The 24,988-nt window shown below is 73.0% G+C and carries 16 protein-coding genes; 6 read left to right on the top strand and 10 right to left on the bottom strand.

The features are described from left to right. Nucleotides 1-49 precede the first annotated feature (49 nt). The 5 genes from HHX41_RS25000 to HHX41_RS24980 form a co-directional block, all read right to left on the bottom strand. Complete coding sequence (locus HHX41_RS25000; protein ID WP_182907935.1) at nucleotides 50-1,333, bottom strand: GH1 family beta-glucosidase; 1,284 nt, start codon at nucleotides 1,331-1,333, stop codon at nucleotides 50-52. Continuing rightward, a complete protein-coding gene (locus HHX41_RS24995; RefSeq protein ID WP_169984825.1) occupies nucleotides 1,330-2,337 on the bottom strand; it encodes a LacI family DNA-binding transcriptional regulator in 1,008 nt (335 codons plus the stop codon). The genes HHX41_RS25000 and HHX41_RS24995 overlap by 4 nt, the downstream gene beginning before the upstream one ends. After that, complete coding sequence (locus HHX41_RS24990) at nucleotides 2,328-5,132, bottom strand: glycoside hydrolase family 3 protein (protein ID WP_182907934.1); 2,805 nt, start codon at nucleotides 5,130-5,132, stop codon at nucleotides 2,328-2,330. Before HHX41_RS24990 ends, HHX41_RS24995 begins: the two co-directional genes overlap by 10 nt. A 347-nt stretch (nucleotides 5,133-5,479) precedes the next feature. Continuing rightward, nucleotides 5,480-6,391 carry a PD40 domain-containing protein gene (locus HHX41_RS24985; RefSeq protein WP_182907933.1) on the bottom strand — a complete coding sequence of 304 codons (912 nt, stop codon included), beginning with the start codon at nucleotides 6,389-6,391 and terminating at the stop codon, nucleotides 5,480-5,482. Between the two features lie 218 nt (nucleotides 6,392-6,609). Next, nucleotides 6,610-7,821, bottom strand: coding sequence for an ROK family transcriptional regulator (locus HHX41_RS24980; RefSeq protein WP_182907932.1), 1,212 nt, complete (start codon nucleotides 7,819-7,821; stop codon nucleotides 6,610-6,612). 651 nt (nucleotides 7,822-8,472) lie between these two features. Between HHX41_RS24980 and HHX41_RS24975 the strand changes: the two genes are divergently transcribed. Next, nucleotides 8,473-9,570 carry a cytochrome P450 gene (locus tag HHX41_RS24975; protein ID WP_182907931.1) on the top strand — a complete coding sequence of 366 codons (1,098 nt, stop codon included), beginning with the start codon at nucleotides 8,473-8,475 and terminating at the stop codon, nucleotides 9,568-9,570. Between the two features lie 106 nt (nucleotides 9,571-9,676). After that, nucleotides 9,677-10,024, top strand: coding sequence for a hypothetical protein (locus HHX41_RS24970; RefSeq protein WP_169984629.1), 348 nt, complete (start codon nucleotides 9,677-9,679; stop codon nucleotides 10,022-10,024). Between the two features lie 15 nt (nucleotides 10,025-10,039). On the opposite strand, the gene HHX41_RS24965 is transcribed toward HHX41_RS24970, so the two are convergent. The 4 genes from HHX41_RS24965 to HHX41_RS24950 all read right to left on the bottom strand — a co-directional run bounded on the left by HHX41_RS24965 (nucleotide 10,040) and on the right by HHX41_RS24950 (nucleotide 15,468). Then, entirely contained in the window at nucleotides 10,040-10,294 is a 255-nt protein-coding gene (locus HHX41_RS24965) for a hypothetical protein (protein WP_169984630.1), read from the bottom strand. A 65-nt stretch (nucleotides 10,295-10,359) separates the two neighbouring features. Continuing rightward, on the bottom strand, nucleotides 10,360-11,739 hold the full coding sequence (locus tag HHX41_RS24960; RefSeq protein WP_169984631.1) for a hypothetical protein: 1,380 nt from the start codon (nucleotides 11,737-11,739) through the stop codon (nucleotides 10,360-10,362). An 841-nt stretch (nucleotides 11,740-12,580) separates the two neighbouring features. Next, on the bottom strand, nucleotides 12,581-13,957 hold the full coding sequence (locus HHX41_RS24955; protein WP_182907930.1) for a serine/threonine-protein kinase: 1,377 nt from the start codon (nucleotides 13,955-13,957) through the stop codon (nucleotides 12,581-12,583). 2 nt (nucleotides 13,958-13,959) lie between these two features. Then, nucleotides 13,960-15,468 carry a serine/threonine-protein kinase gene (locus HHX41_RS24950; RefSeq protein WP_182907929.1) on the bottom strand — a complete coding sequence of 503 codons (1,509 nt, stop codon included), beginning with the start codon at nucleotides 15,466-15,468 and terminating at the stop codon, nucleotides 13,960-13,962. A 115-nt stretch (nucleotides 15,469-15,583) separates the two neighbouring features. On the opposite strand from HHX41_RS24950, the gene HHX41_RS24945 reads away from it, so the two are divergent. From HHX41_RS24945 to HHX41_RS24930, 4 genes are all read left to right on the top strand, one after another. After that, on the top strand, nucleotides 15,584-17,587 hold the full coding sequence (locus HHX41_RS24945; RefSeq protein WP_182907928.1) for a protein kinase family protein: 2,004 nt from the start codon (nucleotides 15,584-15,586) through the stop codon (nucleotides 17,585-17,587). A 4-nt stretch (nucleotides 17,588-17,591) separates the two neighbouring features. Continuing rightward, nucleotides 17,592-19,538: a hypothetical protein gene (locus tag HHX41_RS24940; RefSeq protein WP_182907927.1), complete on the top strand. Its 1,947-nt coding sequence runs from the start codon at nucleotides 17,592-17,594 to the stop codon at nucleotides 19,536-19,538. Between the two features lie 5 nt (nucleotides 19,539-19,543). Next, nucleotides 19,544-21,535 carry a protein kinase domain-containing protein gene (locus HHX41_RS24935; protein ID WP_182907926.1) on the top strand — a complete coding sequence of 664 codons (1,992 nt, stop codon included), beginning with the start codon at nucleotides 19,544-19,546 and terminating at the stop codon, nucleotides 21,533-21,535. Nucleotides 21,536-21,664: 129 nt separating this feature from the next. Next, a complete protein-coding gene (locus tag HHX41_RS24930; protein ID WP_169984637.1) occupies nucleotides 21,665-21,988 on the top strand; it encodes a DUF1330 domain-containing protein in 324 nt (107 codons plus the stop codon). Between the two features lie 61 nt (nucleotides 21,989-22,049). On the opposite strand, the gene HHX41_RS24925 is transcribed toward HHX41_RS24930, so the two are convergent. Then, nucleotides 22,050-24,980, bottom strand: coding sequence for a glycoside hydrolase family 3 protein (locus tag HHX41_RS24925; RefSeq protein WP_182907925.1), 2,931 nt, complete (start codon nucleotides 24,978-24,980; stop codon nucleotides 22,050-22,052). Nucleotides 24,981-24,988 lie beyond the last annotated feature (8 nt).

Below are 24,988 nucleotides of genomic sequence, written 5' to 3'. Positions count from 1 at the left end.
CGCCGGCGGGGACCGGTGCGGTCCCCGCCGGGACGCGGGTTGAGCGGCCTCAGCCGGCGAGGCCGTTCCCGGCGATCACCTCGCGGTACCACCTGGCGCTGTCGCGGGGCGTGCGCTCCAGCGTCTCGTAGTCGACGCGGACGAGCCCGAACCGCTTGTCGTAGCCCCGGGCCCACTCGAAGTTGTCCAGCAGCGACCACACGAAGTAGCCACGCAGGTCGGCGCCGCGGTCCATGGCGGACCGGGCGGCGCGGAAGTGGGCGTCGAGGTAGGAGATCCTGCCGGGGTCGGCCACCTCGTCGGTCAGGGCGGCACCGTTCTCCGTGATCATCAAAGGCGTGCCGGGGTAGTCCCGCGACAGCCGTAGGAGCAGGTCCTCCAGCCCTGCCGGGTTGATCTCCCAGTCCATCTCGGTGACCGGGCCGTGCGGGTCCTCCCAGGCGATGCCCTCGCTGCCGGGATACTCCGGATGCCCCTCGGACGAGGGGTCGGCGACGACCCGGTTGACCGTGTAGTAGTTGACGCCGAGCACGTCGATCGGCTGCGCGATGGTGGGCAGGTCGTCCAGGTCGACCTCGGTGAAACGTTCCAGGTGGGCGAGGACGTCGGCGGGGTACTCGCCGCGCAGCACGGGATCGAGGAAGAGCCGGTTCGCCAGCCCGTCGATCAGGCGGGCCGGCTCGGCGTCGCCGAGGATCGGCGTCAGGTTCAGCGTCAGCGAGACCGATTCCGCGCCTCCCGCCCGCAGCGCCTGCACACCGAGGCCGTGCGCGAGCATCAGGTGGTGGGCGGCGGCGAACGCGGCGGCCGGGTCGGTCACGCCGGGCGCGTGCCGGCCCGAGGCGTACCCCACGAACGCCGACACCCAGGGCTCGTTGAGCGTCGTCCAGGTGGCGACGCGGTCGCCGAGGCGCTTGTGCACGGCGGCGGTGTAGTCGGCGAACCGGTAGGCGGTGTCGCGGTTGGCCCAGCCGCCCTCGTCCTGCAGCGTCTGCGGCAGATCCCAGTGGTAGAGCGTCGCGACGGGCGTGATCCCCCTGTCGAGCAGGGCGTCGACGAGGCGGTCGTAGAAACTCAGGTCGGCGAGGCGCGGCCAGGCCACCGAGAACCGGTACGCCTTCAGTCCCAGCCACGCCATGATCTCGACGTCCTCGAGATAGCGGTTGTAGTGGTCGCAGGCCACGTCGCCGGTGTGCCCGTCAACGACCATGCCGGGGGTGTGGGAGAAGGTGTCCCAGATCGAGGGGACGCGGCCGTCGGCGCGCACCGCGCCCTCGATCTGGTACGACGCGGTCGCGGCGCCCCAAAGGAAGCCGTCGGGGAATGAGGTCATCGTGAACTTTCGCGGATCGTCAGCCGGGGTTCGAGGAGCGTCGAGTCAGGTACGGCCTGGCCCTCCAGCTTGGCCATGAGCAGCCGGACCGCCTGCCTGCCGACGTCCTCGGCGGGAATGAGCACGGAGGTCAGCGCGGGGCTGGCCCGCTCGGCGATGTCGTCCGGACAGATCGCCACCACCGAAACGTCCTCGGGCACCCGCCTGCCGAGGATCCGCAACGCCCCCAGCACATGGCCGGCGGCCGCCTCGTTGTGCACGACGAGCCCGGACAGCCGCGGCCGCTCGTCGAGCAGCAGCTTCACGGCGGCGTGGACCTCGTCGAACGACTCCTCGCAGGGCCGCGCGTCGGCCTCCAGGCCGTGCCGCCGGGCCGCTTCGACGAAGCCCGCCATCGTCCGCTCGGCGAAGCCCGTGCCGCGCTCGTAGACCACGCGCGGCGCGCCGAGCAGCGCGATCTCGCGATGCCCGAGGTCGGCCAGGTGGTCGGCGCACAGCGCCCCGGCCCGGGCGAAGTCGAGGTCGACGCAGGTCAGCCCTTCGGGGTCGGCCGGGAAACCGATCAGCACGCTCGGCTCGGCGAGCTTGCGCAGCAGCGGCACGCGGGGGTCGTGGATCTCCACGTCCATCAGCAGCAGCCCGTCGACCAGCGCGCTGGCCGCCACCCGGTGCAGCCCGTCCGCTCCCTCGTCGGCCGTCATGAGAAGCACGTCGTGGTCGTACTGCCGGGCCGTGGTGACGACCGAGGTCGCGAACTGCATGAGGACCGGCAGGTTCATGCCGGCCCGCAGCGGCAGCACCAGCGCGATGACCTTCGCGCGCTTGCTCGCCAGGGCGCGGGCGCCGGCGTTGGGGTGGTAACCGAGCGCACGCACGCTGTCCAGGACCCGCTGCCGCGTGGTCGCCGAGATCGCCCGCTTACCGCTCAGCACGTACGACACCGTGGAGACGGCGACCCCCGCGTGCTTGGCGACGTCGGCGATCGTCACGGTCCTCACCGGCAGAACCCCAGCGCGTTCACCGTGACCCCCTCGCTCTCGTACACCACATAAAGATCGCGCACTCCGGCCGCTCCCGCCAGAGGGGTGCTCACCTCGACGAAATCATGCCTGGCGACCGTGGGCGGGACGCTGACCGCGCCGGCGACCTCGCCGGTCAGGGGATCGTCGAGCCGCAGCGTGACCACCCCTCCCTCGTCGCTCGACACCGCCAGCACGCAGGCCGACAGCTCCCCGTCCGCGAAATCGCAGTCGCGGAAGACGATCCACGATCCCGGTGACGTGGAGCGCACCGCGTCCCCGGCGTCGAGCGCGGCGTCGCACAGCACCACACCGTCGTACTCGTCGTGGTCGGCCGCGTCCAGTGACCCCACGGTCAGGTCCCGGGGCGGGATGCGCTCGCCCCGCACGCGGAAGGACGCGCACAGGCGGATGTCCCCCGACGAGGCGCCCACCTGCACCTTGTGCGCGGCCTCCTCGACCACGAACCTGCCCCGCGTCACGTCCCAGAAGGCCAGGTCGCCGACCGGCACGTCCACCGACACCGTGCGGCTCTCGCCCGGCGCGAGCCGCACCTTGGCGAAACCGCGCAGCTGGCGTAGCGGCTGCTTCACCCGCGAGCGCCGCTGGTGGGTGTAGAACTGCACGACCTCCTCCCCCGCGCGCTCGCCCGCGTTCGTCACGGTCACGCTGACGGTCAGCGTCTCGTCCTCGGTGACCTCCGCCGACGACAGTTCCAGACCGGAGTACGCGAAGCGGGTGTAGCTCAGGCCGTGCCCGAACGGGTAGAGCGACCGGCCGCGGTAGTAGAGGTAGGTGGCGTCGGAGGCGATGATGTCGTAGTCGAGCAGGTCGGGCAGCTCGGCGGCCGAGCGGTACCACGTCTGGGTGAGGCGGCCGCCCGGGTCGTCGTCGCCGAGCAGCACGCCGGCGAGCGCGTGGCCGTACTCCTGGCCGCCGTGCGACGACCAGACGATCGCGGGCAGGTGCTCCTGCGCCCAGGTGACCGCGAAGGGGTAGCCGCTGGAGATCACCAGCACCGTGGCCGGGTTGGCCGCGTGGACGGCCTTCAGCAGGGCCTCCTGCCGCTCGGGCAGCGCCAGCGTCGCACGGTCCTCGGTCTCGCGGCCGTTCACCAGCGGGTGGTCGCCGAGCACGACGACCGCGGCGTCGGCGCGGGCCGCCGCCTCCGCCGCGCGGGCCGCGCCGCTCTCCACCGGCTCCACGGCCAGCACGGCCGCGGCGTCGGGGTCGTCGGTGGTGCGGACGACGCCGTCCACCACGGTGACGTACCTGCCGGAGGAGATGTTGCGCAGCACGACGCCCCTCGGCCGCTCCTCGATCCGGAAGGTCTGGCGCACCTCCCAGCCGTTCGGGCCCGGCTGGTCGTTGACCAGCACGCCGTCCTCCCCCGCCGAGACGTGCCGCCCGTTGGCGCAGGACCGGAACGCGAACGCGCCGCCGCCCCAGTCGAACACGTCGAAGCAGGACCGCTCGCTCCCCACGTGCAGCGGCCCGCCCGCAGGGTCGGCGGACGCGCCGACGTACCCGCCCTCGGTGCGCAGGGCCACCCGGTCGACGCCCTCGCAGTAGACGGTCTCGCACCGCTCGGCGAGCCCCGCCAGGGCCGTCACCTGGTACGGCAGCGTGCCGCTGTACCAGTCCTCGAACAACGCGTCGGCCAGCGGGCCGATCACCGCGACCGTACGCGGGGCGGCCAGCGGAAGCAGACCGTCGTTCTTCAGCAGAGTGATCGACTGGCGGGCCGCCTCCCGCGCGAGCCGCCGGTGCTCGGGGCTGTTGACCACGTCGTGGGTGATGTCGTCGTACGGCGTGGCGGGGTCGAACTCGCCCAGCCGCACCCGGATCGACAGCGCGTGCCGGGCGGCGGCGTCGATGTCGGCCTCGGTCAGCAGGCCGCGGTCGAGCGCCGTCCTGATGTGGCCGAGGGTGGTGGCGCTGTCGGCGTCGTCCTGGGTGAAGCTGTCCAGCCCGGCCTTGATCGCGTGCGCGTACGCCTGGGGCAGGTCCTTGTGGTAGCCCTGCATCCCGGCGAGGTTGCCCGGCGCGTACGCGTCGCTGACCACGAGGATGTCGTCGGGCGCCCAGGTCCGCAGGTGGCTGTCGATCAGCGGCGACAGGTGGGCCGGCCGGCCGTTGACGAGGTTGTACGACGGCATCACGGCCACCGCGGCTCCGGCCTGCAGCGCCGGGCGGAACGCCCTGAGTTCGTACTCGTGCAGCACCCGCGGCGGCAGGCCGCTGGAGGTCACGCACCGATCGGTCTCGTTGTTGTAGCCGAGGAAGTGCTTCAGCGTGGGCGCCGTCTTCAGCACCTCGTGGCTGCCGCGCAGGCCGCTCGCGTAGGCCGTGCCCATGACGCCGGTGAGCCAGGGGTCCTCCGAGTAGCCCTCCTCGTTGCGGCCCCAGCGCGGGTCGCGCAGCGGGTTGACCACCGGTGCCCAGACGTTGCGGCCCACACTCTGCGGGTCCTTGAGGTGGAAGGCCATGACCTCGTCGCCGGTCGCGTCCCCCACCCGGCGGACCAGGTCGGGGTTCCAGGTGCTCGCCAGCCCGACGGCCTGGGGGAACACGGTGGCCGGGCCGTGCCAGGCCAGGCCGTGCAGGGCCTCGGTGCCGGTGCGGAAGGGCCGCAGGCCGAGCCGGTCCACGGGCGCCTGGTACTGGTGCAGCAGGCCGATCTTCTCGTCGAGTGTGAGCCTGCCGAGCAGGTCGTCCACCCGGTCGGCGGGAGACAGCGCGGGGTTCCGGAATGCCGGGTCTTGAGCCGGTTCGTTCATCTGGAGAGTTACCCTTCGCGTCGAAGCGCTTCGATGACCTGCCGAAAAACGCGCCCACAGGGCGCCGCGAGGATCCGCTGTTCGGTTGGGGAAGCGCCCGCTGTCGAAGCGCTTCGAAAGGGTTACCGCGAGTTTCCGGTGTGTAAATCCGGGCTCATCCGGAAGATTGCCCGCATCCTCGGCTCAGGTCAAGACCCCCGTCGCGCCGGTTTCACCCCGATGTCACCTCGGCCGTACGCGGAGGCGGACGCGGCGGGACACGGGGGGACACGGGGGCGGGCACGGGGGCGGGCACGGACCCGCCGGTCCGCGCCCGCCCTCGGATGGATGCCCCGGGAGTTCCCCGGTCAGCGGACGATCTGCAGCAGCGCCTGCCGCCTGGCCGCGGCCGGCTCGCTCAGGCTCTGCAGTTGCCTGCCGTTCTTGTCGAGCACGACCAGGGTGTTGGCGGTGCGTCCGGCGACCCGGACGACCAGGCGGCCGTCCCGCAGGTAGAAGGCCCCGATGAGCGAGCCCTTCACCGGGATGGCGGTCTTCTTGCCGGTGGCGACGTCGACCACGGCGGGGCGGAAGCCGCCGGGCCAGGAGCCGTCGCCCCCGGGCGCGTTGCGCGACAGCGGCGTCACGACCACCTTCGTGCCGTCGGGCGACAGGCTCTGCACGTGGTTGGCGAGGTCGACGCCCTTCACCTTGATCGCCTTGCCGGTCTTCACGTCGAGGCGGTACACGCCCTCGGTCGTCCCCGCGTACCCGGCGAGGTAGCGGCCGTCGGCCGACCACGCCAGGTGGCAGACCCCGAGGGTGGTGCCCGCCTTCCTGCGTCCCTTGCCGTCCGCGCCGACGACCGAGACGGACCCGGCGTCGGAGTTGCCCTTGTTCACGTACCCGACCTGCTTGGAGTCGGGCGACCAGACCGGGGTGGCGCACGGGAACCCGGCCGCGGCGCCCTTGGCCACGGTTGTGGACGTGCTGCCGCTCCCGACCCGGACCTCGCCGCGGTCCGTGATCCAGGCGAGCTTCCCGCCGTCCGGGGACGCGGAGAACTGGCCCGTCATCGGCATGACCCCGAGCTTCGAGAAGCCCGTGCCGGGCTCGTACCGGCTGATCGGGAAGCCCTTGCCGTAGGAGAGGTAGACGGCGACCCCGATGAGGGGCTTGGGCGCGGCGGAGGTTCCGGCCGGGGCGGCGGCCGCGGGGGCGGCCAGCGCACCCGCGAGCGCGGTGGAGAGCGCGGCGGCGCAGAGCAGGCGAGTGTTCATCGTGTCCCAATTCGTCGACGTTGCCGATGTTCGACGCCGCGGGCCCCGGCCCGGTTCGCGGGTATCCCATATCGGCATCGGCCACCGCGCCGGACCCCGCGTCCGGCGCATGGCTCCGGCGCCCGCTTCCGGGACGGCGGACGAGGCCGGCGGACGCTTCCCGGACGGGGGACGAGGCCGGCGGACGCTTCCCGGACGGGGGACGAGGCCGGCGGCGGTCAGCGCTGCGCGGGCAGGCGGCCGGAGTCGACCGAGTCGAGCACCCGCGCGGCCGCCCCGAGAGCCGCGGCGCCGTACCCGAGCGTCGACACCTCCAGGCGGCAGCCTCCCCCGCCGGGGGCGAGCACCCTGCCGTACATCTCCTCCTCCGCGCACGCGACGAGCCAGGGCGCCAGCGGCACGTAGTAGCCCCCGAGGATCACGACCTCGGGGTTGAGCATGTTGGCCACGGCGGCCATTCCCCTGCCGAGGTGGCGTCCCACGTCCTCCAGCAGCGCGAGGATGTCGCGCTCGCCGTTGCGGGCGCGCCGCACGACCTCGTCGATCTCGAGTTCCAACTCGGACGGCGAGGCGTCGGGCGCCGTGCGGGCGAGGATCGCGCCCATCCCGGCGACGGCCTCCAGGCAGCCGCGCCGGCCGCACCGGCAGGTGGGCCCCGCCGGGTCGAGCTCGATGTGGCCGATCTCGCCGCTGTAGCCCTGCCCGCCTCGCCTGAGCCTGCCGTCCATGACGATCCCCGCGCCGACGCCCACCTCGCCGGTCACGTAGACGAGGTTGGCGGCGTTGCGGTGGGGCCCGAACCGGTGCTCGGCGAGTGCGGCCAGGTTGGCGTCGTTGTCGACCAGCACGGGGAAGCCCGGGTCGCGCAGTGCCTTGGTGAGGTCGCCGGCCAGGTCCGCGTCGCGCCAGCCCAGGTTGGGCGCGACCCGTACGGTGCCGTTGACGTCCACCAGCCCGGGGACGGCCACGGTCAGGCCGAGCACCTGACGGGCCTCCTTGGTCATCCTGCTGACGACCCGCCGGGCGAGCGCGGCCATCGCGACGACCGCCTGGCCCGCGCTCGAGGTCCCGCCGGGGAAGGAGCGCCGCCAGTTCAGCAGTTCCTCGCCCTTGAGGTCCACCGCGACCGCCGTGATGTAGTCGACGTTGACCTCGATGCCGATCGCGGCGTACGGCGAGCCGTCCAGGACGAGCATGGTGGCGGGCCGGCCGACGCGGTGCTCGGTCAGGCCGGTCTCGCGCAGCAGGCGCCGGTCGATGAGGTCGGCGACCAGGCTGGACACGGTGGCCTTGTTGAGGCCGGTCGAGGCGGCGATGTCGGCACGCGAGCAGGGCGCGTTCTCCCGCACGAACCGCAGCACGACGGCGAGGTTGGTCGCGCGTACGTCGGTGAAGTCGGCCGGCTGTGGCCCGTTGTGCGATGTGATCAATGTCCGCCCCGTTCCCGCTCGGGCTCATCATGCCGCAATTGCGAGCAATTTGACACGACATCGGCGGCCAGCATCGCGGCACGGACGGACGCACGGGCCGCGCCGCGTCCGGCTCGGCACCGGCCACCGGCCCCAGCGCCTCCCGGGTAACCTGGTGGCACTCGCCCCTCCGTCATTTGTTTGGCCATAAGACTAACTAAAGCCTACCGTGGAGAGCCAAGCGAATCCAGGGGCACGTCACGGGCCGGACTCGGCCCCTTCCGTCTCATTCGCAGCTTCGTCCGCGGGTGGGCCGCCGGGGCTGCCACTTCCATTGGGGCCCCACCACCGACAACCTGCGGTCCTTCCTCTCTGCTTAGCGGCTGCCCCCGCCCATCGGGCCGGCGCGATGATCGGGGCCCCCTTCGAGTCGGCGGTTCGCCGGGGGGCAGCCGACGTTGTTCGCATGTTGACGGGCGGTGCACCATTTCGTACGTTCCGCCTAGGCCGTCCTCCGGGCGCCCCGAACCGGAAGGGGTTGCATTGACCACCGAGCCGGATTCGAACGGGATTGAGCCTGGTTTCGGGCCGGATATCGTGCCGGGACCGCTCGCCACTCCACCATCGGAGTTCGCCCGCAGACGGGAGTCGGGGCCGTTGGAGCCGGCGACCATGCCCAGTGGCGACCGCGTGCCGATGGCCGTCCGGTACGAGGACGTCCGAGCCCTGCTGGCCTCGCCCACATCCAGCCGCAATCTGCGCCTTCCCGGGCTGCCGCGGTTCGTGAGCGGCGTCGGCATCGACGACGACCCGGACGCGCTCATCAACCAGGATCCGCCGGAGCACACGCGCTACCGCCGGATCATGCAGGGCACCTTCACCCCGCGCCAGATCGAACCGTGGCGCCCCCGCATCGCGCGGATCGCCCACGATCTCCTCGACGGCCTGGGCGACCACTTCGACGTGGTCCAGGGATACGCGCTGCGGCTGCCGGCCCACGTCATCTGCGCGATGCTCGGCGTGCCGATGGACCACTACGAGCAGTTCGTCCGGTGGACGGACATGTTCCTGACCACCTCCACGGCCACCGAGCAGGCGCGTTACGAGGGCTACACCGACTTCATGGCCTACGCCGCCGAACTGGTCGCCCAGCATCGCCTCTCACCGGGCGAGGACCTCATCGACCTGCTCATCCAGGCCAGGGACGCCGGCGACCGGCTGTCGGAGGGCGAGCTCGTCAACACCGTCTTCTCCCTGATCACGGCCGGTTACGAGACGACCGCCTCGATGATCGCCCGTGGTGTGTTCCGGTTGCTCCTCCACCGCGGCCAGTGGGACGAGCTGGTCGCGGACCCGGCCCTGACGGCCACCGCCGTCGAGGAGATCCTGCGCTTCGACGGGCCGCCCGCCAGCGCCTTCATGCGTCGCATCACGGAGGACACCGAGCTGTCCGGCGGCACGCTGAGCGCGGGGACGGTCGTCATGCCGAACCTGAACGCGGCCAACCACGACCCGCAGGCGTTTCCCGAGCCCGGCCGGTTCGACATCCACCGCTTCACCGCCCATCCCCCCAACCCGCATGTGGCGTTCGGTTACGGCCCGCACCGCTGCCTGGCCGCCAGTCTCGCCAGGGTCGAGCTCACCGAGGCGATCAGAGCCCTGGTCATCCGGCGGCCCGCCCTCCGCCTGACCACCTCGCCCGAGTCGGTGGCATGGACCGACGGCCTGGTCCTGCGGCCGGTCGCCCTGCACGTCACCTCTGCTGGATGACGCCGACGGGTGATCACGCGGCCGACGGGCGGCGGAGGAAGCGCCGGTCATCGGAAACAAACGGAGTGCAAGTCGGCATCAAACGGGACACGCCAGTATGGACGCCATGGAGAAGGACGTCTCGCATTATCTCGGCGAGCTGCTCATCTGGGAGATCGAGGATTACCTGCGCGCCCGTACGGCACGCCCGCAGCGGGCGCGGGTGGCCCGCATCAAGGTGCCCAGCCGGTCGGCGGCGGAGGCGGTCGCCGCAGACCTGGAGGCGGGCGGCAGCTTCTACGCCGCGGCGAGGCGTGCGCTCGCGCGGGGCGTGGCCATACCGGACGACCTGTTCGGCGTGGTGACCCGGGACGAGCACCCGGAGGTGTTCGAAGCCGTGCCGGGCACCACGCTGCCGCCCAAACCCGAAGGCGAGCACTTCCTCATCATCCGCCTCGTCGCCTTCGAGTCCTGACCGCCGCCGGTACGGCTACCGCATGCCGGCGGTCGTGACCTCCTTGTCGGTGATCCTGGTCGCGCCCTCCTCGCGCGCGCAGTGCGCGCAGCAGAACCAGCGGCCGTCGTACTCGGCGCCGTGGCCCACGATCCGGCACCCGCAGTGCTCGCACACGGGTGCCATCCGGGTGATGGCGCACTCGAAGCTGTCGAAGACGTGCACCGCGCCCTGGCTGTGCACCTCGAAGGCCATGTCGTAGTCGTTGCCGCAGACTTCACAGGTAGCCATGGTTTCCCCCCGTCGACTCGCGGTCGAGTGGGGAAGTACCCGCCCGAACCTGGGCGAACACCGTCTCACAGGGCACCGAGCAGGGCTTTGGCCACGGACTTGGCCCCGTCCGCGGCCTCCTTCGGGTCCATGAGCACGGAATCGGGCGCGTTGATCGGCGTGTTCTCCGGCCGGTCGCTGCCGGACAGCAGCACCCATATGACGTTCTTGCCGTCCAGCGCGTAGATCTCGTACCGGTTGCCCTGGGCCGTGTCGGTGCGCTGCCGGATCGCCTGGCCGAACGCCTCCTGCCCGAAGCCGGTCAGCTTCTCGACCTTGCCCCATCGGATGCCGCCGATCTCGCTGCTCGCCGTGAACTTGGTCTTCGAGCGCTGGTCGATGAGGTAATAACGAGCGGATTCGGCGTCCCAGAAGCTGTGGACGGCGACACGGAGATTCCGCCAGCGGACCTTGCCGCCGCCGAGCGGGAGCTTGTCGTTCCACCACTGGCACTGGGTGACGGTCGAGTTGCCCTCCTTGCCCCGCACCGCCGCGCCCTCGGTCCCCGGCACCAGGGTGGCGGCCAGCGACTCGAGGCTCACGCAGGCCTTCGGCATCGGGATCCGGGTGGGCGAGGGCGACGACGACGGGCTCGGCTTCGGGCGCGCGTGGTACGGCAGCGGCTTGCCGTCCTGCCAGGCGGCCACCGATTTCGCGACCTGTGTGAGAAGGCCCTTCACCTCACGCAGGGCGTTCTCCTCGGTGATCGACTGGGTGGTCTCGTTGGAGAAGAGCTCCGCCTCCTTCTTCTTCTGGCTCGCCTCGTACTTCACCTGGAAGACCACGTCGCCGACCCGGCCGACGCCCTGGCCGAAGGAGTACCAGTACTTGTCGCGCTCCCGCGTCCAGTGGTACTGCGCGGCCGCCTGGTCCCCGACACCCTGGTATTCCTGGACCGCCGAGTAATAGCGCTCCTCGTCCGAGTGGGTCGCGCCGTACTTGTATTGACTGAGCTCGCCCTTGTACTGGATCTTCGCCGCGTCCACGGCCGTGGTCGTCCCGAGCGCCTCGTACTTGGACACGTTGACCGTGATCTCGCGGCTGCGGGTGACGTCCTTGTACGAGATGTTCCGGTTGGCCCAGCGGCACTGCCACCGGACGTAGCTCACGAGGGTGCTGTCGCGGTTGTCGCTGGTGGATGAGTCGATCTCGGCCCGGGGCACGAGACGCTCGGCCTCGTCCGGGTCGAGCATCGCGCACACGTCGGCGGTCGCCGCCACCGGCGCGGCCGACGCCGACTTCGCGGCCTGCGACGGCGCCGGCGAACCCGCCGCGCTGGGCGTCGTCCCCGTCTGGCGTACCGACATGAACGCGAACGTGCCCCCGGCCACCGCCAGTACGGCGACGACCGCCACCACCGGCACCACCCATCCCCGTCGCGCCGGGGCGGACGGCTGGGTCGGCATCTGCCACAGCTCCGGCGGGGGCGGCGTCGCCGGCTGCCAGCCCTGCCCCTGCTGCGCGTCCTGGCCACCCTGCCCGGGGTACGGGCTCGAGTAGGGGCCGGAGTACTGACCGGGCTGCGCCTGCGGTCCGGGCGGCGGAACAGATGGCGGAGTGGCCTGCGGAGTGGACGGCGGAGTGGACGGCGGAGCGGCCTGCCCGCCGGGATAGGGATAGGGGTTCGACTGGGGCTGCGGCCCACCCGGAGGCCCTGCCTGCGGCCAGACCTGCCCGCCCGGCGTACCCGGGTACCCCCCAGGCTGCTGTCCAGGGTACGGACCGGGCTGCGACCCGGGGTACGGTCCGGGCTGAGGACCAGGCTGAGGACCCGGGTACGGTCCGGGCGGCGGCTGCGGACCGGCCTGGGCGCCGGGATACCCGCCGAAGTTGGGCTGGGGGGCGGGCTGACCACCGGGCACGGCACCCGGATACGCGCCGGGCTGAGGTTGCGGATCATACGCGGCACCGGACTGGACACCCGGCGGCGGACCATAGGGCGGCGCACCGGACTGGGCACCCGGCGGTGGACCATACGCGGCACCCGGCTGAGCATCCGGCGGTGGACCATACGGGACGCCGGGCTGTGCGTCTGGCTGTTGCCAGCCGTACGGAGCACCCGGCTGAGCACCCGGCGGCGGGCCGTACTGAGCGCCCGGCTGGGCACCGGGTTGAGCACCGGGTGGCGGGCCGTACGGGGGCGGGTACGGCGGCACACCCTGCCGGGGGCGGTCCTGGGGAGGGGGCCCGCCGGGCTCGACGGGTGCGTCGTCACCGCTGGTCATATCGTCTCCTACGGTCGGGAGGTCACCCGAGCCCGATGCCGACGAGTTCGGCGGCGCGCTCGGCGGTGTGCCGGTCGGCCGGGGTGACCGAGGGGTCACCGGCACGCCGATAGGCGACCTCGACGATGAGATTGCTGAGGCGGAACCAGACCGTGGCCCCGGTGGCACCGGCGGCGGGGTCGGAGAAGTCACAGGTGAAGGCCTCGTCGGCGATGCCGGGCCGGTCGCGCGCCGCGGCGCCCCGGGTGGCCCGCTGCGCCGCGAGGTCACGGGAGGCCGCCGCCTCGTCCTCCCCGGCGGCGGGCAGCCGGTAGGTCACCGTGATCGCCCCTTCGCGGCCGGTGGTGCGCTCCTTCCACTGGCACCGCCCCTCGGCGGCGGGTTCCGCGCGCGGCGCGGCGCCGATGAGGTCGCGGACCTGGGCCGCGGTCAGGCTGCGGCAGGCGTCCGGGACCGCGGTGAACCGCGCGGAGCCGTCCCGTCCCCCGGACACCAGCAGCCAGGCGCCCAGGCCCGCCGCCAGGCCGGCGACGATCACCAGGGCCGCCGCGGCGACGAGCCGCCATGTCCGCGCGGGCCGTGCCGCGGGCACCGGCGGCGCGGCGGCGGCCCGCAGCGCCTGCCGTACGACGTCGGGCGGCGGACGCCGCGCCGGATCCTTGTCGAGCAGCGCGAGCACGATCCACGCGAGCACCCGCGAGGCCCGCGTCATCGGCCGGGGCTCGTGGAGCAGGACGGCGGCGACGAGCGCGGCGGCCATGTTCCGGTGGAAGGGCGGCTCCCCCTCGACGGCGGTGTAGAGCGTGGCGCCCAGCGACCACAGGTCGGAGGGCGGGCCGTCGGGCTCGTCCCGGAACCGTTCCGGGGCCATGTAGTTGGGCGACCCCGCCGAGCTCTGCCAGGAGCCGCCGGCGCCGCCGACGGGCGCGGCGATCCCGAAGTCGGTGAGCAGGGCGCGGCCGTCCGGCCCGATGAGGACGTTGGCCGGCTTCACATCGCGGTGCAGGATGCCCCGGGAGTGGGCCGCCTCCAGCGCGTCGAGCACGGCCAGGCCGATCTCGGCCACCCGCTCGGCGGGAAGCGGCCCATCCTCACGAATGATCTTGTCGAGGGAGCGGCCGGGCACCAGGTCCATGACGATCCACGGCTGCCCGGCGTGCCCGACGACGTCGTGGACCGTCACGATGGCCGGGTGGGTGAGCCGCCCGGCCGCCCGGGCCTCCTCGACGGCTCTCCCGAGGAAGTCGGCGCGCGTCCGGTCGTCCAGACCGGGCGGGACGCGCACCTGCTTGATCGCCACCTCCCGGCGCAGCAGTTCGTCGTGGGCGCGCCAGACCGTGCCGCCGCCGCCCTCACCCAGCGGTTCGGCGAGCCGGTACCGTCCGGCGAGCAGATCCACGGCTAGGCCAGCCCCCTCAGGCCCTCGGCCGCCGACGTCGCCGCCGCGACCGCCCGGTCGCGCAGGTCGGCGGGCGACTTCGCGTCGAGGTCGGCGTACTGGAGCCGGGCCACGAGATCGCCGAGTCTGAAGTACACGACCGTGGCCTGCGCCTTGCCCTCCGGCGTGGTGAGGTCCACGGCGAACGCCTCGTCGGCCGCCTTCGGCACGTCCCTGGCGGCCGACTCGATGGCCTGGCTCCTGCGGTCGAGACCGATCTCGTACCAGATCCAGTCGCGGTCGCGCGGGCCCGACGCGTACTGCCTGCGCAGTCCCTCCAGGAGTGTGTGCGCGGAGGCCGTGTCGAGCGCCCACGGCTCGGGGGTGTCGGAGTCGGTCTCCGCGCTCAGTGCGATGCCGGCGCCCGTGACGGCCCACTGGCAGCTCGCCTCCCCCGGCCGCGCCTGCGCCGGGGCGCCCAGGATGCGCCGCACCTGGTCGGCCGACAGCGACCGGCACAGGTCCACGGCACGCTCGAAAGCCGGCGAGACCCGGCGGGCGGAATCGTCCGGCGGCTCGTTCTTCAGCAGCTGCGCCGTCAGGGGAACCGCGGCGGCCACCACGACGGCGGCCGCGGCGCCGATCCACCACCACCGCCGTCGGCGCGGCGGGGGTTCGACCCGGATGCCCGGCCCGTGGTCCACGGACGGCGTGCCGCCGGCGGCGACCTGGCGCAGCAGCGTGAGCGCGGTCGCCGCGTCCGGACGGCCGGCCGGGTCGCGCGCCATCATCCACGCCAGCACCGGGCCGAGCGGCCCCGCGAGCACCGGCGGACGGGCGGCCTGGGTGAGGGTCGCCCGGATGACCTCGGCACGCGGGCCCTGGTACGGGGCGACGCCCTCGACGGCGGTGTAGAGGGTGGCGGCGAGCGACCACAGGTCGGCGGCCGGGCCGCCGGGCTCTCCCGCGAGCCGTTCCGGCGCGATGAACCCGGGCGAGCCGACCAGCAGCCCGGCCTCGGTGATCGACGCCTGGCCGGCCTGGCGGGCGATGCCGAAATCCGTGAGCAGCACCCGGCCGTCGGCGCAGAGGAAGACGTTGCCCGGCTTGACGTCGCGGTGCTGCACGCCCCCGGCGTGCGTGACCGACAGCGCGTCGAGCAGGCGGGCGCCGAGGTCGGCCACCTGCCGGTACGGCAGCGGCCCGTACGCCGCGATCTGCCGGGCGAGGTCGTGGCCGTGGAGCAGTTCCATGACGATCCACGGCCTGCCGTCCTGGAGGAGCACGTCGTGGAGGGCGACGATCCCGGGATGCCGGACGCGCGCGGTGACCTCGGCCTCGCGCATGACCCTGGCGATCAGCTCGGCCCGCTCGCGCTCGCCGAGGCCGTCCGGGAGGCGAAGTTCCTTGATCGCCACCTCGCGGTCGAGCACGGAGTCCCTGGCCAGCCACACCGTGCCCATACCGCCGGAGCCCAGTGGGCGCAGGAGGTGGTATCGCGAGGCCAGCGTCCCCCTCAGCGATTCGGCCATATGGGGGAGAATAGCGAAAGCGTGATCGATCGCCCGACGAAACCCGGCACGGCCGCCCTGAGCGACGAATAATGGAGACATCCAGAGACGGATCGCCTCGAAAACGGGGGACGAGTTGCTCGCCACCAGCCCGTTACGACCGGACGATCGGGAGCGGCTCGGTGACTACCGGCTGCTCGGCCGGATCACCGAGACCGCCCACGGAGTGCTCTACGCCGCCGAGCCGGACGCGGGCGGCCGGGTGATCGTCACCCTGTACGACGTGACGCTCGAGGACCCCGGCTCCTTCCTCCTCTCGGTGGACGCCCTGCGGCGGCTTCCGGTCTCCCATCTCGTGCCCGTCCTCGACGCGGGCACCGCCCGGGGCAGGCCCTATGTGGTCACCGAGCACGTGGACGGACCGGCCCTGACGGAGGAGGTGGCCGGACGGGGGCCGCTGCCGGGTCCCGCGCTCCACCGCCTCGCGGTCGCGACGGTCTCCGCGCTGGTGGCCGCCCATCAGGCCGGCACCGTGCACGGTGCCTTCGGGCCGGACGCCGTGCTCCTGGGACCCGACGGTCCCCTCGTAACCGGCATCGGAATCGCCCCGCTCCTGAAGACCGCCGCCCATCCCGGCGATCCGGGGACCGATCCTGGCGCCACCCTGCCCGTCGACCTGGACGCGCTGACGCCGGAGGGGCTCGCGGGGCGGGAGACGGGACCCCCGGCCGACGTGTTCGCCTGGGCCCGCACCGTCGTCTTCGCCGCCACGGGACACCGGCCGTTCGAGGCGCACTCGCCCGCGGCCGTCGTCACCCGCGTGCTGCACGACGAACCGGACCTGTCCGCGCTGGAGGAACCGCTGCGGAGCCTGGTCGCCGGTTGCCTCGCCAAGGACCCGGCCGCCCGCCCCACCGCCGCCGACGCCCTGCTCGCGCTGGTCGGCCACTCGCTGCTCACCGTCCCCCTTGACCGCGACCCGGAACCGGCGCCCCCTCGGCACCCGGCCACACCGCCGCCCCCGGCGGAACAGCCGGAAGTGCTCCCCGGCGCCTCCCCCGGGGAACGGCTCGCGGCGGGGTCCGCGCGGGGTGCGCGGAACCGGTGGCGGCTGCCGGTCCTGGCCCTGGCCGGGCTCGCGATCGCGCTGGCCTCGGCCATCGGCGGGCACGCTCTCGCCCTGCGCCAGCGCGCCGTGTCCGGCCCGGTCACGGCGTCGCCGCCGCCGGTGGAGGTCGTCTCCGCCGCCGCCGACCCGCCGGCTCCTCCCGCCGCCACCACCCGGCTGACCGTGCCCGGCGTGCGCATGACGCTGCTCGAGAATCCCAGGGACGCCGTACGGCTGACGGCCTACCGTGTCGGCCCGGACACCTACCTGCGGACGGAAAACGCGTTCGCGAAGCTGGAGACGCCCGACGCGGAGCCCCTCGCGTCCCCCGGCGGCGCCTGGCTCGCGCTGTTCCTCATGAAGGAGAACTCCGTCGAGTTCCGCGACCAGCGCGACGGCGCGCGGTTCACGCTGACCCCGGCGGTGCCCGGCGGGAAGCTCGGCCGCCCCGTCTGGTCCCCCGACGGCACCCGGCTGTTGCTGTCCGTGGTGATCGGGAAGAGCACGCCCACGGGCTTCGTGGTGCTCGACCCCGCCAAACGGACCTCGTCGTACGTGGACACACACGACGAGAGCCGGCAGGGGGTGGGCACGTACGCCTGGCTGCCCGACGGGTCAGGGGTCGCCGTCGGCCACGCCACGAAGACCGGATACGGCGTGCGGTTCCTCGACCTCGCCGGACGGCAGACGCGCGACCTCCCCTGGGTGGGCCTGAGCGTCGGCCGCCACCTCTTCTCCCCCTCGGGGCGGCTCCTCCTCACGTACTGCCCGAGCGGCGGCACCCTGTGCCTGTGGGACGCCGCCACCGGCGTCCGCCTGCACTCGATCGCGATCTTCTTCTCGGGCTCCGCCTTCCTGGGCTGGTACGACGACGCGCACCTGCTCGTCACGGACCCGAGCCGCGAAGAGCACCAGGTGGTCGTCATGGACACGCGCGGGCGGGAGCAGCGGGCGCTCGCCGACATCGCCGCGGCCGACGACACCGACGACCTTCTCTTCTACTACACCCCCCTCTCCGGCACAGGGAGCTGACGCGATGCCCACCGTCACCCCGCTGGGTCCCGGCGACCCGGCCGCGCTCGGTCCCCACCGCCTCGCCGGACGGCTCGGCGACGCCACGTACACGGCCCTGTCCCCCTCCGGGGAGCGGGTCGTGGTGAAGCGGTTTCCCGCCGCGTCCCGCCCCGATCCGGTCCGGCTGGAGGCACTGCGGCGGGCCGTCGTCATCGGGACCGCGACCATCGTCGGTTCGGGCCCGGACTACGTGGTGACCGAGCACGTGGACGGGCCGTCGCTGGAGGAGGACGTCGCCGCGTCCGGTCCCCGGTCGGGCCCCGCGCTCCACCGGCTGGCGATCGCCACGATGACCACGGTCGCGGCCCTGCACCGCGCCGGTTCGCAATGGGCCGGTTCGCAATGGGCCGGTTCGCAATGGGCCGGTCTGCATTCGGGGCACGTGCGGCCCGACCGGATCGTGCTCGGCCCGGACGGCCCCCGCCTCCTCTGCGACGGCTCCGCCACGCCGAACCCCGTCCTGTGGCGTTCTCCCGAAGAGGTGGCCGGCGACCCCGTGGGCCCGCCCGCCGACGTGTTCGGCTGGGCCGCGACCATCGTGTACGCGGCGAGCGGGCGGGCCCCGTTCGCCGAGGAGGAACGCCTGGCGCACGGCGCGGCGAACCTCGACCCGCTCGACGGCGACCTGCGGCAGCTCGTCGCCGACTGCCTGGCCGCCGAGCCCGGCGCGCGCCCGTCGGCAGAGGAGGCCCTGCTGCGCCTGATCGGCCACTCCGGCGCACTGGACACCGTGATCCCCGCCGCGCGGGAGGCGACCGTGCCGGCGGCCGGAGAAGGGGCGCGGGAAGAGCCCGCGCGGCCCTCCGCGCCGCCGCCCGCGTCCCGTGCCGGCCGGTCGTGGTTCGTGCTCGCCGTCGCGGGGACGGCCCTCGCGCTCATGTGCGGCGGCGCGGCGTACGCGCTGACTCCACGCCAGGCCGCTCCGCGGACCGCCGTGGCCACGCCGGCGGAAGCAGGCCCGGCGCCCGTGACGGCGGTGTCCCCCGGCGCGACCCCCGGGCTCACCCTGCACGAGAACCCGTCCGATCCCGTGATCCTCACCTCCTACCACGCCACCGTCGACGGGCAGGTCGAGCTCGCCTACGCCCGGCTCCCCCAAGGCGGCTTCGAGGCCGTCGGCGGCGACACCGTCGAGGCGGCGGTGTCCGCGGGGGGCAGATGGCTGGCAGTGCTGAACACGCTCCACAACGCCGATTCGGAACGCCAGTCCATCGCCTTCACCGACCGGCGGACCGGCGAGCGGTTCTCCGTCACCGGCCTGAGCTCGCCCTACTTCAGCCAGGGCCCTCAGTGGTCACGGGACGGCGCCAGGCTGCTGCTCACCGTCCTCGACTTCGGCAAAGGCCCGGAGGCGATGTATCCGGCCGGGTTCCTCGTGGCCGATCCGGCCACCCGCCGGGCGCGGTACGTCCAGACGGCCAACCCCGAGGACGCCCGGGCATACCTGGCGCTGCCGAAGTCGGCGCGCGCCACGGGCTACTTCCGGTGGACGCCGGACGGGACCGGGGTCGTCGGCCCCTACACCACCCCCGAGCAGGCGCTCGGCACACGGGTGTGGGATCTGTCCGGGCGACTGCTGCGCAGCATGCACTGGACGGGCCCGTCGATCGGCGGAGGCGACCTGTTCTCGCCGTCCGGCCGCCTGTTCGTCACCACCAGGTGCGAGAGACGTCGCGCCGTCTGCCTGTGGGACGCCGCCACGGGCGCACGCGCCGCGACGGTTCCCGGCCATGAGGGCGGCGCCGTCCTGGGGTGGTACGACGAGGAGCACCTGATCGTGAGCGAACCCGCCGGCAAGGACCGCGTACGGGCGGTCGTGACGGATCTCAAGGGCCGGAAGGTCAGAACGCTCGCCGAGGCCCGGAAGCTCCCGGACACTCCGGTCCGGTTCTCCTACACCTCGCGCTGATCGTCGTGCCCGCCTCCGCCTCTCCCCCGCGTCCCGGCGATCCGGCCGAGATCGGCGGCTACCGTGTGCTCGGCAGGCTGGGGTCCGGCGGGCAGGGCGTCGTCTATCTCGCCGAGTCCGGGCACGGCGAACGGGTGGCCGTGAAGGTCCTGCACGCCTCCGGCGACCCGGAGGCCGACGCCAGGTTCCGCCGGGAGGCGGAGGTGCTGCCCCAGGTGGCGTCGTTCTGCACGGCCCAGGTCCTGCGGGTGGGCACGGCGGACGGCCTGCCGTACATCGTCAGCGAATTCATCGAGGGCCCGACGCTGCAGCAGGCCGTGGCGCAGCGGGGTCCGCTGCGCGGCCAGGAGCTGCGGCGGCTCGCCGTCGGCACGGTGACCGCGCTCGCGGCGATCCACCGGGCGGGCGTCGTCCACCGCGACCTCAAACCGGCCAACGTGCTGTTGGGCCCCGACGGCCCGCGGGTGATCGACTTCGGCATCGCCCGCGCGGTCGGCCCCGGGGACGCGGCGGAACCCACCGGCGAGGGAGTGCTGGGCACCCCCGCCTACATGGCCCCCGAGCAGCTGCGGGGCGCGCCGCCCGCCCCGGCCGCCGACATGTTCTCGTGGGCGGGGGTCGTGGTGTTCGCCGCCACCGGCGTCCCGCCGTTCGGGCACGACACGGTCCCCGCGATCATCCGCCGTGTGCTGACGGAGGAGCCCGATCTGGGCGGGCTCGACGGGGACCTGCGCGAGGTGGCGGCCGCGTGCCTGCGCAAGGATCCCGCCGCGCGTCCCGGCGCCGCTCAGGCGCTGCTCCGGTTGCTCGGCCGCACCGCCGAGGACACGACCGGCCTCCTCCACCGCGGCTCCGCCGCCGCCGAGCCGGAGAGCGGACCGGGCAGCGGACCGGGCAGCGGACCGGATGGGGCCACCGCGAGCGGCAGGGTTGCAGGCGGCAGGATCGAGAGCGGCAGGGTTGAAGGCGGCAGAGCGCGGCGCGCCGTCGCGGCCGCCTGCGTGGGAGTGCTCCTCAGCGCGGGCGTGGCGGCGTACGTGGCGACCCGCCCGGACCCGCCGCCGCGCCTCGCCCTGAGCGGCCCGCCCGCGCCGGTCGCGGACCGCGTCGCCGTACCGGAGTTGCGGGCCACGCTTCACGAGGCGCCGAGCGACCCCGTGCGCGTCACGTCGTTCCTCGTGCAGACCGGCCAGGCGGGCCGCGTCGACGAGCCCGCCTACGTCCGGGAGCCCGGCCGGGCCGCGTTCCGGAAGCTCGACGGCCTGGTCGACCCGGTCGTGTCCCCGGACGGCAGGCTGGTCGCGGTTGTGGGGCGGGATCCGCGGCGCGCCTCGGACCCGAACAACGTGGTGCGGTTCACCCGTCGCGAGACCGGTGAGACCTTCTCGGTGCCGACCGTGATGCTCCCGCTCCTCGCGGCCTCGCCGGAGTGGTCCGCCGACGGGCGGCGGCTGCTGCTCACGATCTCCGCCGGGCCGTCGAAGAACCCGCGGGCCGCGGGCTTCGCGGTCGTCGACGTGCAGGCCAGGAGGGTGTCCTTCACCAAGGTCGAGGACGGAGAGGCGGGCACGGCGACCTACCAGTGGACGCCCGACGGGTCCGCGGTGATCCGGTCGTCGGCGTCCGGGAATGACGGCGTCCGCGTCTACGGCCTGGACGGAACCCTCCGCCGGACCCTCGACGGCGTGCGCTGGACCTCCGCCGTGAACGCCGGCTTCTCCCCCTCCGGACGCCTGCTCGCGGCGCTGTGTCCCGGCGAGGACGGGCGCGCCTGCGTGGTGGACGCCGGCACCGGCCGCCGCCGGGCGAGCCTTCCCCTCCCGGCCGACGGCGCGCTGTGGGGCTGGTTCAACGAGGACCACCTTCTCGTCTTCGACAAGGGGTCCACCCCGTGGCGGGTCCACATCGTCGACCTGTCCGGCCGCCGGGTCCGGCTCTTCGCCGAGTTCGCCGGGACCGCCGACACGTACTGGAGCATCCGCCTCACCCCCGGCTGACCGGCACGGGACGTCGGTTACCTCACAGGTCATCGTCTTCGCGACCCGTCCGCGGGATGCTCAAGGCCGCGGGAGGACGCGCCCCACCGGCGCCCCGCACCCGGCCGCACACGATCACGGGAGGAAACCATGACTGCCTACGCCGTCGCCCAGCTCCGCGACGTCAACCTGGGCGCGGACATCGTGGAGTATCTGCGGCGCATCGACGCCACGCTGGAGCCGTTCGGCGGCCGTTTCATCATCCACGGCGGCGAGCCCGAGCTGCTGGAGGGCACCTGGACGCAGACCCTCATCGTCATCGAGTTCCCCGACCTCGGCAGGGCGAGGGCGTGGTACCGGTCGCCCGCCTACCAGGAGATCCTCCCGCTGCGCACCCGGAACTCCTCCGGTGACGCCGTGCTGATCGAGGGCGTGGCCGGGGACCACAAGGCGACGGACGTGCTGGCGGGCTGACCCCCGTGACGGGGAACGCCCCGCGCATGCGCGCGGGGCGTCCGCCGTACTCCAAGGGGCCTCAGCTCAGGGTGAGGTCCTTGATCCGGAGATCGCCGGTGAAGACGAGGTAGACGTCCTTCACGCCGTTCGCGCCGGACACGGGCGCGGTCGCGCCGGCCCAGTTGTAGATCCCGCCGGTCGCGGCGACCGGGATCGTGGCCACCTTGGCGCCGGTCGGCGAGCCGAGGCGCACCTCGATCGTCCCACCGCTCGCCGAGGCGACCCCGGCCGTCACCTTCCTGGAGTTGCGGAGCTGGACGTCCTTGAACGCGATCCAGCCGCCGTTCGCGCCCGCCACGGCGTCGCCGCGCTCCTTGGTCTCGTCGACCAGGTGGATGCCCGAGTAGTCGTCGAAGTCGACCGCCCGGGTGGTCTTCGACAGGTCGCGGTGGGGGATGTTCTCGCCCTGCACGTTGATCGTCGCCCGCTGCCGGACGTTCGCCGAGGACGACCCCACGAGCACGTCGTGGGTGGCGTTCTCGACGGTCCACTTGTTCCGCGTGACGTCCCACAGCGCGAGGTCGCTCCTTGCGACGCTGAAGGCGACCGTCCTGGTCTGGCCCGGCGCCAGCGTCACGCGCTGGAACGCGCGGAGCTGCTTGACCGGCTGCTTCACCCGCGAGCGGTGCTGGTGGGTGTAGAGCTGCACGACCTCGTCGCCGGCCCGGGAGCCGGTGTTGGTCACCTTCACCGAGACCTCGTACGCGTCGCCCTTCCGCACCGCCTTGAGGCCCTGGTAGGCGAACGACGTGTACGACAGGCCGTAGCCGAACGGGTAGAGCGGCCTGCCCTGGTAGTACAGGTACGTCCGGTCCTTCTTGACGATGTCGTAGTCGAGGATGCCCGGCAGCTCGTCCGCCGAGCGGTACCACGTCTGGGTGAGCCGCCCTGCCGGGTTGACGTCGCCGTACAGCACGTCGGCGAGGGCGTGCCCGGTCTCGGCGCCCGCGTGGGTGGTCCACAGGATGGCCGGGACGTTGTCCTGCACCCAGTTGATCGTCGTCGGGTAGCTGTTCTCCAGCACGACCACCGTGTTCGGGTTGGCCGCCTTCACGGCCTTGACCAGCGCCTCCTGCCGCTCGGCGAGGTTCATGTCGGTGCGGTCGTGGGCCTCGCGGCCGTTGATGAACGGCATGCTGCCCACCACGACGACCGCCACGTCGGCCGCCTTGGCCTTGGCCGCCGCGTCGTCGACGCCGCTGGAGACGACCTCCTTGGCGTAGTGCGTGGCCTGGTCGGCGGAGGTCAGGCTCAGCGTGCCGTCGGCCGCCGCCTTGACGTACGGGTCCGACCCGAACCAGCTCTCGGTCGTCTCGTAGCCGGCGTACCGCAGCAGGTAGGTCCCGTCGGACTGCTGCTCCAGCTTGAACTGCTCCTGCACGAACCATCCGGACGGCTGCTCGGAGGTGTTGGCGAGCGTCGCCCAGTTGGCCCGGCTGACGTACTTGCCGTTGGCCACGCTGCGCAGGGTCAGCACGCCTTGGCCCCAGTCGAACGCGTCGAACTGCTCGGTGACGCCGGCCGAGGTCGCGCTCTCCTTCAGGTCACCGCCGGCCGCGGGCGCGCTGATGTACCTCCCGGTGGCGACGTCCTTCAGCGCGATGCGGTCGACGCCCTCGGAGGAGGTCACCGACGCCGCCCGCTCCTTGATCCCGTCGAGCGGGGTCACCTTGTACGGCAGGCTGCCCGAGTACCAGTCGGTGTAGAGCACGTTCGCCAGCGGGCCGACCACGGCGACCTTCTTGCCGGGCTTCAGCGGCAGCGCGCCGCCGGAGTTCTTCAGCAGCACCATGGCCTTGGCCGCGGTCTCGCGGTTCAGCTTCTGGTTGGCCGGACTGTTGACCACGTCCTTGGTGATCTTCGCGTACGGCCCGCCGTCGGGGTCGAACTCGCCGAGCCGGAACCGGACGCCGAGCTGGTGCCGGACGGCGTCGTCCACGTCCGACTGACTGAGCAGGCCCTTCGACAGCGCCTCCTTGACGGACGCGACCGTCGGGCCGCCGTTGGTGTCGTCCACGGTGAAGCTGTCCAGGCCCGCCTTGATCAGCGCGGCGGCGGCCTCGGGCTGGGTGGCGTAGTACTTCTCGGTCTGCACGAGGTTGTTCGGCGCCCAGGCGTCGGAGACGTTGAACAGCGTCCGCTTCGTCCAGGAGCGGACCACGTCGTCGAGGTCCGGGCTGACCGTGTTCGGCCGGCCGTTGACGAGGTTGTACGACGCCATCACGCCGGTCGCCGCGTCGGCCTCGATGGCCGGTTTGAAGGCCGCCTCGTCGTACTCGTGCTTCACCCGCGGCGGCAGCTCCGACGACGTGGTGTCGCGGTTGACCTCGTTGTTGTTGGCCAGGTAGTGCTTCAGCGTGGGAGCCGTCTTCAGGTGGTCGGGGTCGTCGCCCACCATGCCCGATCCGTACGCCGTGGAGATGGCGCCGGTCAGCAGCGGGTCCTCCGAGTAACCCTCCTCATTGCGTCCCCAGCGGGGGTCGCGTAGCAGGTTGACGACGGGTGCCCAGAGGTTGAGCCCCCACACCGTGGGGTTCTCGGCGTGGAAGCCGCGGGCCTCGTCGCCCACCGCGGAGCCCACACGCTTGATCAGGGCCGGATCCCAGGTGCTGGCCAGGCCGAGCGCCTGAGGGAAGACGGTGCCCTTGGCGGTGACCACGGCGCCGTTGTTCGTGTAGTCGGTCGACCAGGCGACGCCGTGCAGCGCCTCGGTGCCCGTCTTGAACATCTTGATGCCGAGACGGTCGATCGCGGGGGCGTACTGGTGCAGCATCGCGACCTTCTCGTCCGGCGTGAGCCGGCCGAGCAGGTCGTCGACGCGCTGGGCGAGCGGCAGCGACGGGTTCCGGAACGGATAGTCGTCGGCCGCCCTCGCGGGGCCGGCGGCCAGGCTCAGTGCCAGAGCCAGGGCGGCCGACGCGGACAGCATCGCCGAACGGCGATGGGACATTGCGCCTC

This window comes from Microbispora sp. H13382 (genome assembly GCF_014161445.1).
Taxonomy (GTDB): Bacteria; Actinomycetota; Actinomycetes; order Streptosporangiales; family Streptosporangiaceae; genus Microbispora.
The sequence above is the reverse complement of the archived record's forward strand: the minus strand, read 5'-3'. Positions and strand labels throughout refer to the sequence as shown.

Bases quoted from the DNA above. Each gene is read 5' to 3' on its own strand.
- HHX41_RS25000 (WP_182907935.1), bottom strand. From the start codon at position 1,333: ATGACCTCATTCCCCGACGGCTTCCTTTGGGGCGCCGCGACCGCGTCG.
- HHX41_RS24990 (WP_182907934.1), bottom strand. From the start codon at position 5,132: ATGAACGAACCGGCTCAAGACCCGGCATTCCGGAACCCCGCGCTGTCT.
- HHX41_RS24985 (WP_182907933.1), bottom strand. From the start codon at position 6,391: ATGAACACTCGCCTGCTCTGCGCCGCCGCGCTCTCCACCGCGCTCGCG.
- HHX41_RS24975 (WP_182907931.1), top strand. From the start codon at position 8,473: ATGCCCAGTGGCGACCGCGTGCCGATGGCCGTCCGGTACGAGGACGTC.
- HHX41_RS24970 (WP_169984629.1), top strand. From the start codon at position 9,677: ATGGAGAAGGACGTCTCGCATTATCTCGGCGAGCTGCTCATCTGGGAG.
- HHX41_RS24965 (WP_169984630.1), bottom strand. From the start codon at position 10,294: ATGGCTACCTGTGAAGTCTGCGGCAACGACTACGACATGGCCTTCGAG.
- HHX41_RS24960 (WP_169984631.1), bottom strand. From the start codon at position 11,739: ATGCCGACCCAGCCGTCCGCCCCGGCGCGACGGGGATGGGTGGTGCCG.
- HHX41_RS24950 (WP_182907929.1), bottom strand. From the start codon at position 15,468: ATGGCCGAATCGCTGAGGGGGACGCTGGCCTCGCGATACCACCTCCTG.
- HHX41_RS24940 (WP_182907927.1), top strand. From the start codon at position 17,592: ATGCCCACCGTCACCCCGCTGGGTCCCGGCGACCCGGCCGCGCTCGGT.
- HHX41_RS24930 (WP_169984637.1), top strand. From the start codon at position 21,665: ATGACTGCCTACGCCGTCGCCCAGCTCCGCGACGTCAACCTGGGCGCG.
- HHX41_RS24925 (WP_182907925.1), bottom strand. From the start codon at position 24,980: ATGTCCCATCGCCGTTCGGCGATGCTGTCCGCGTCGGCCGCCCTGGCT.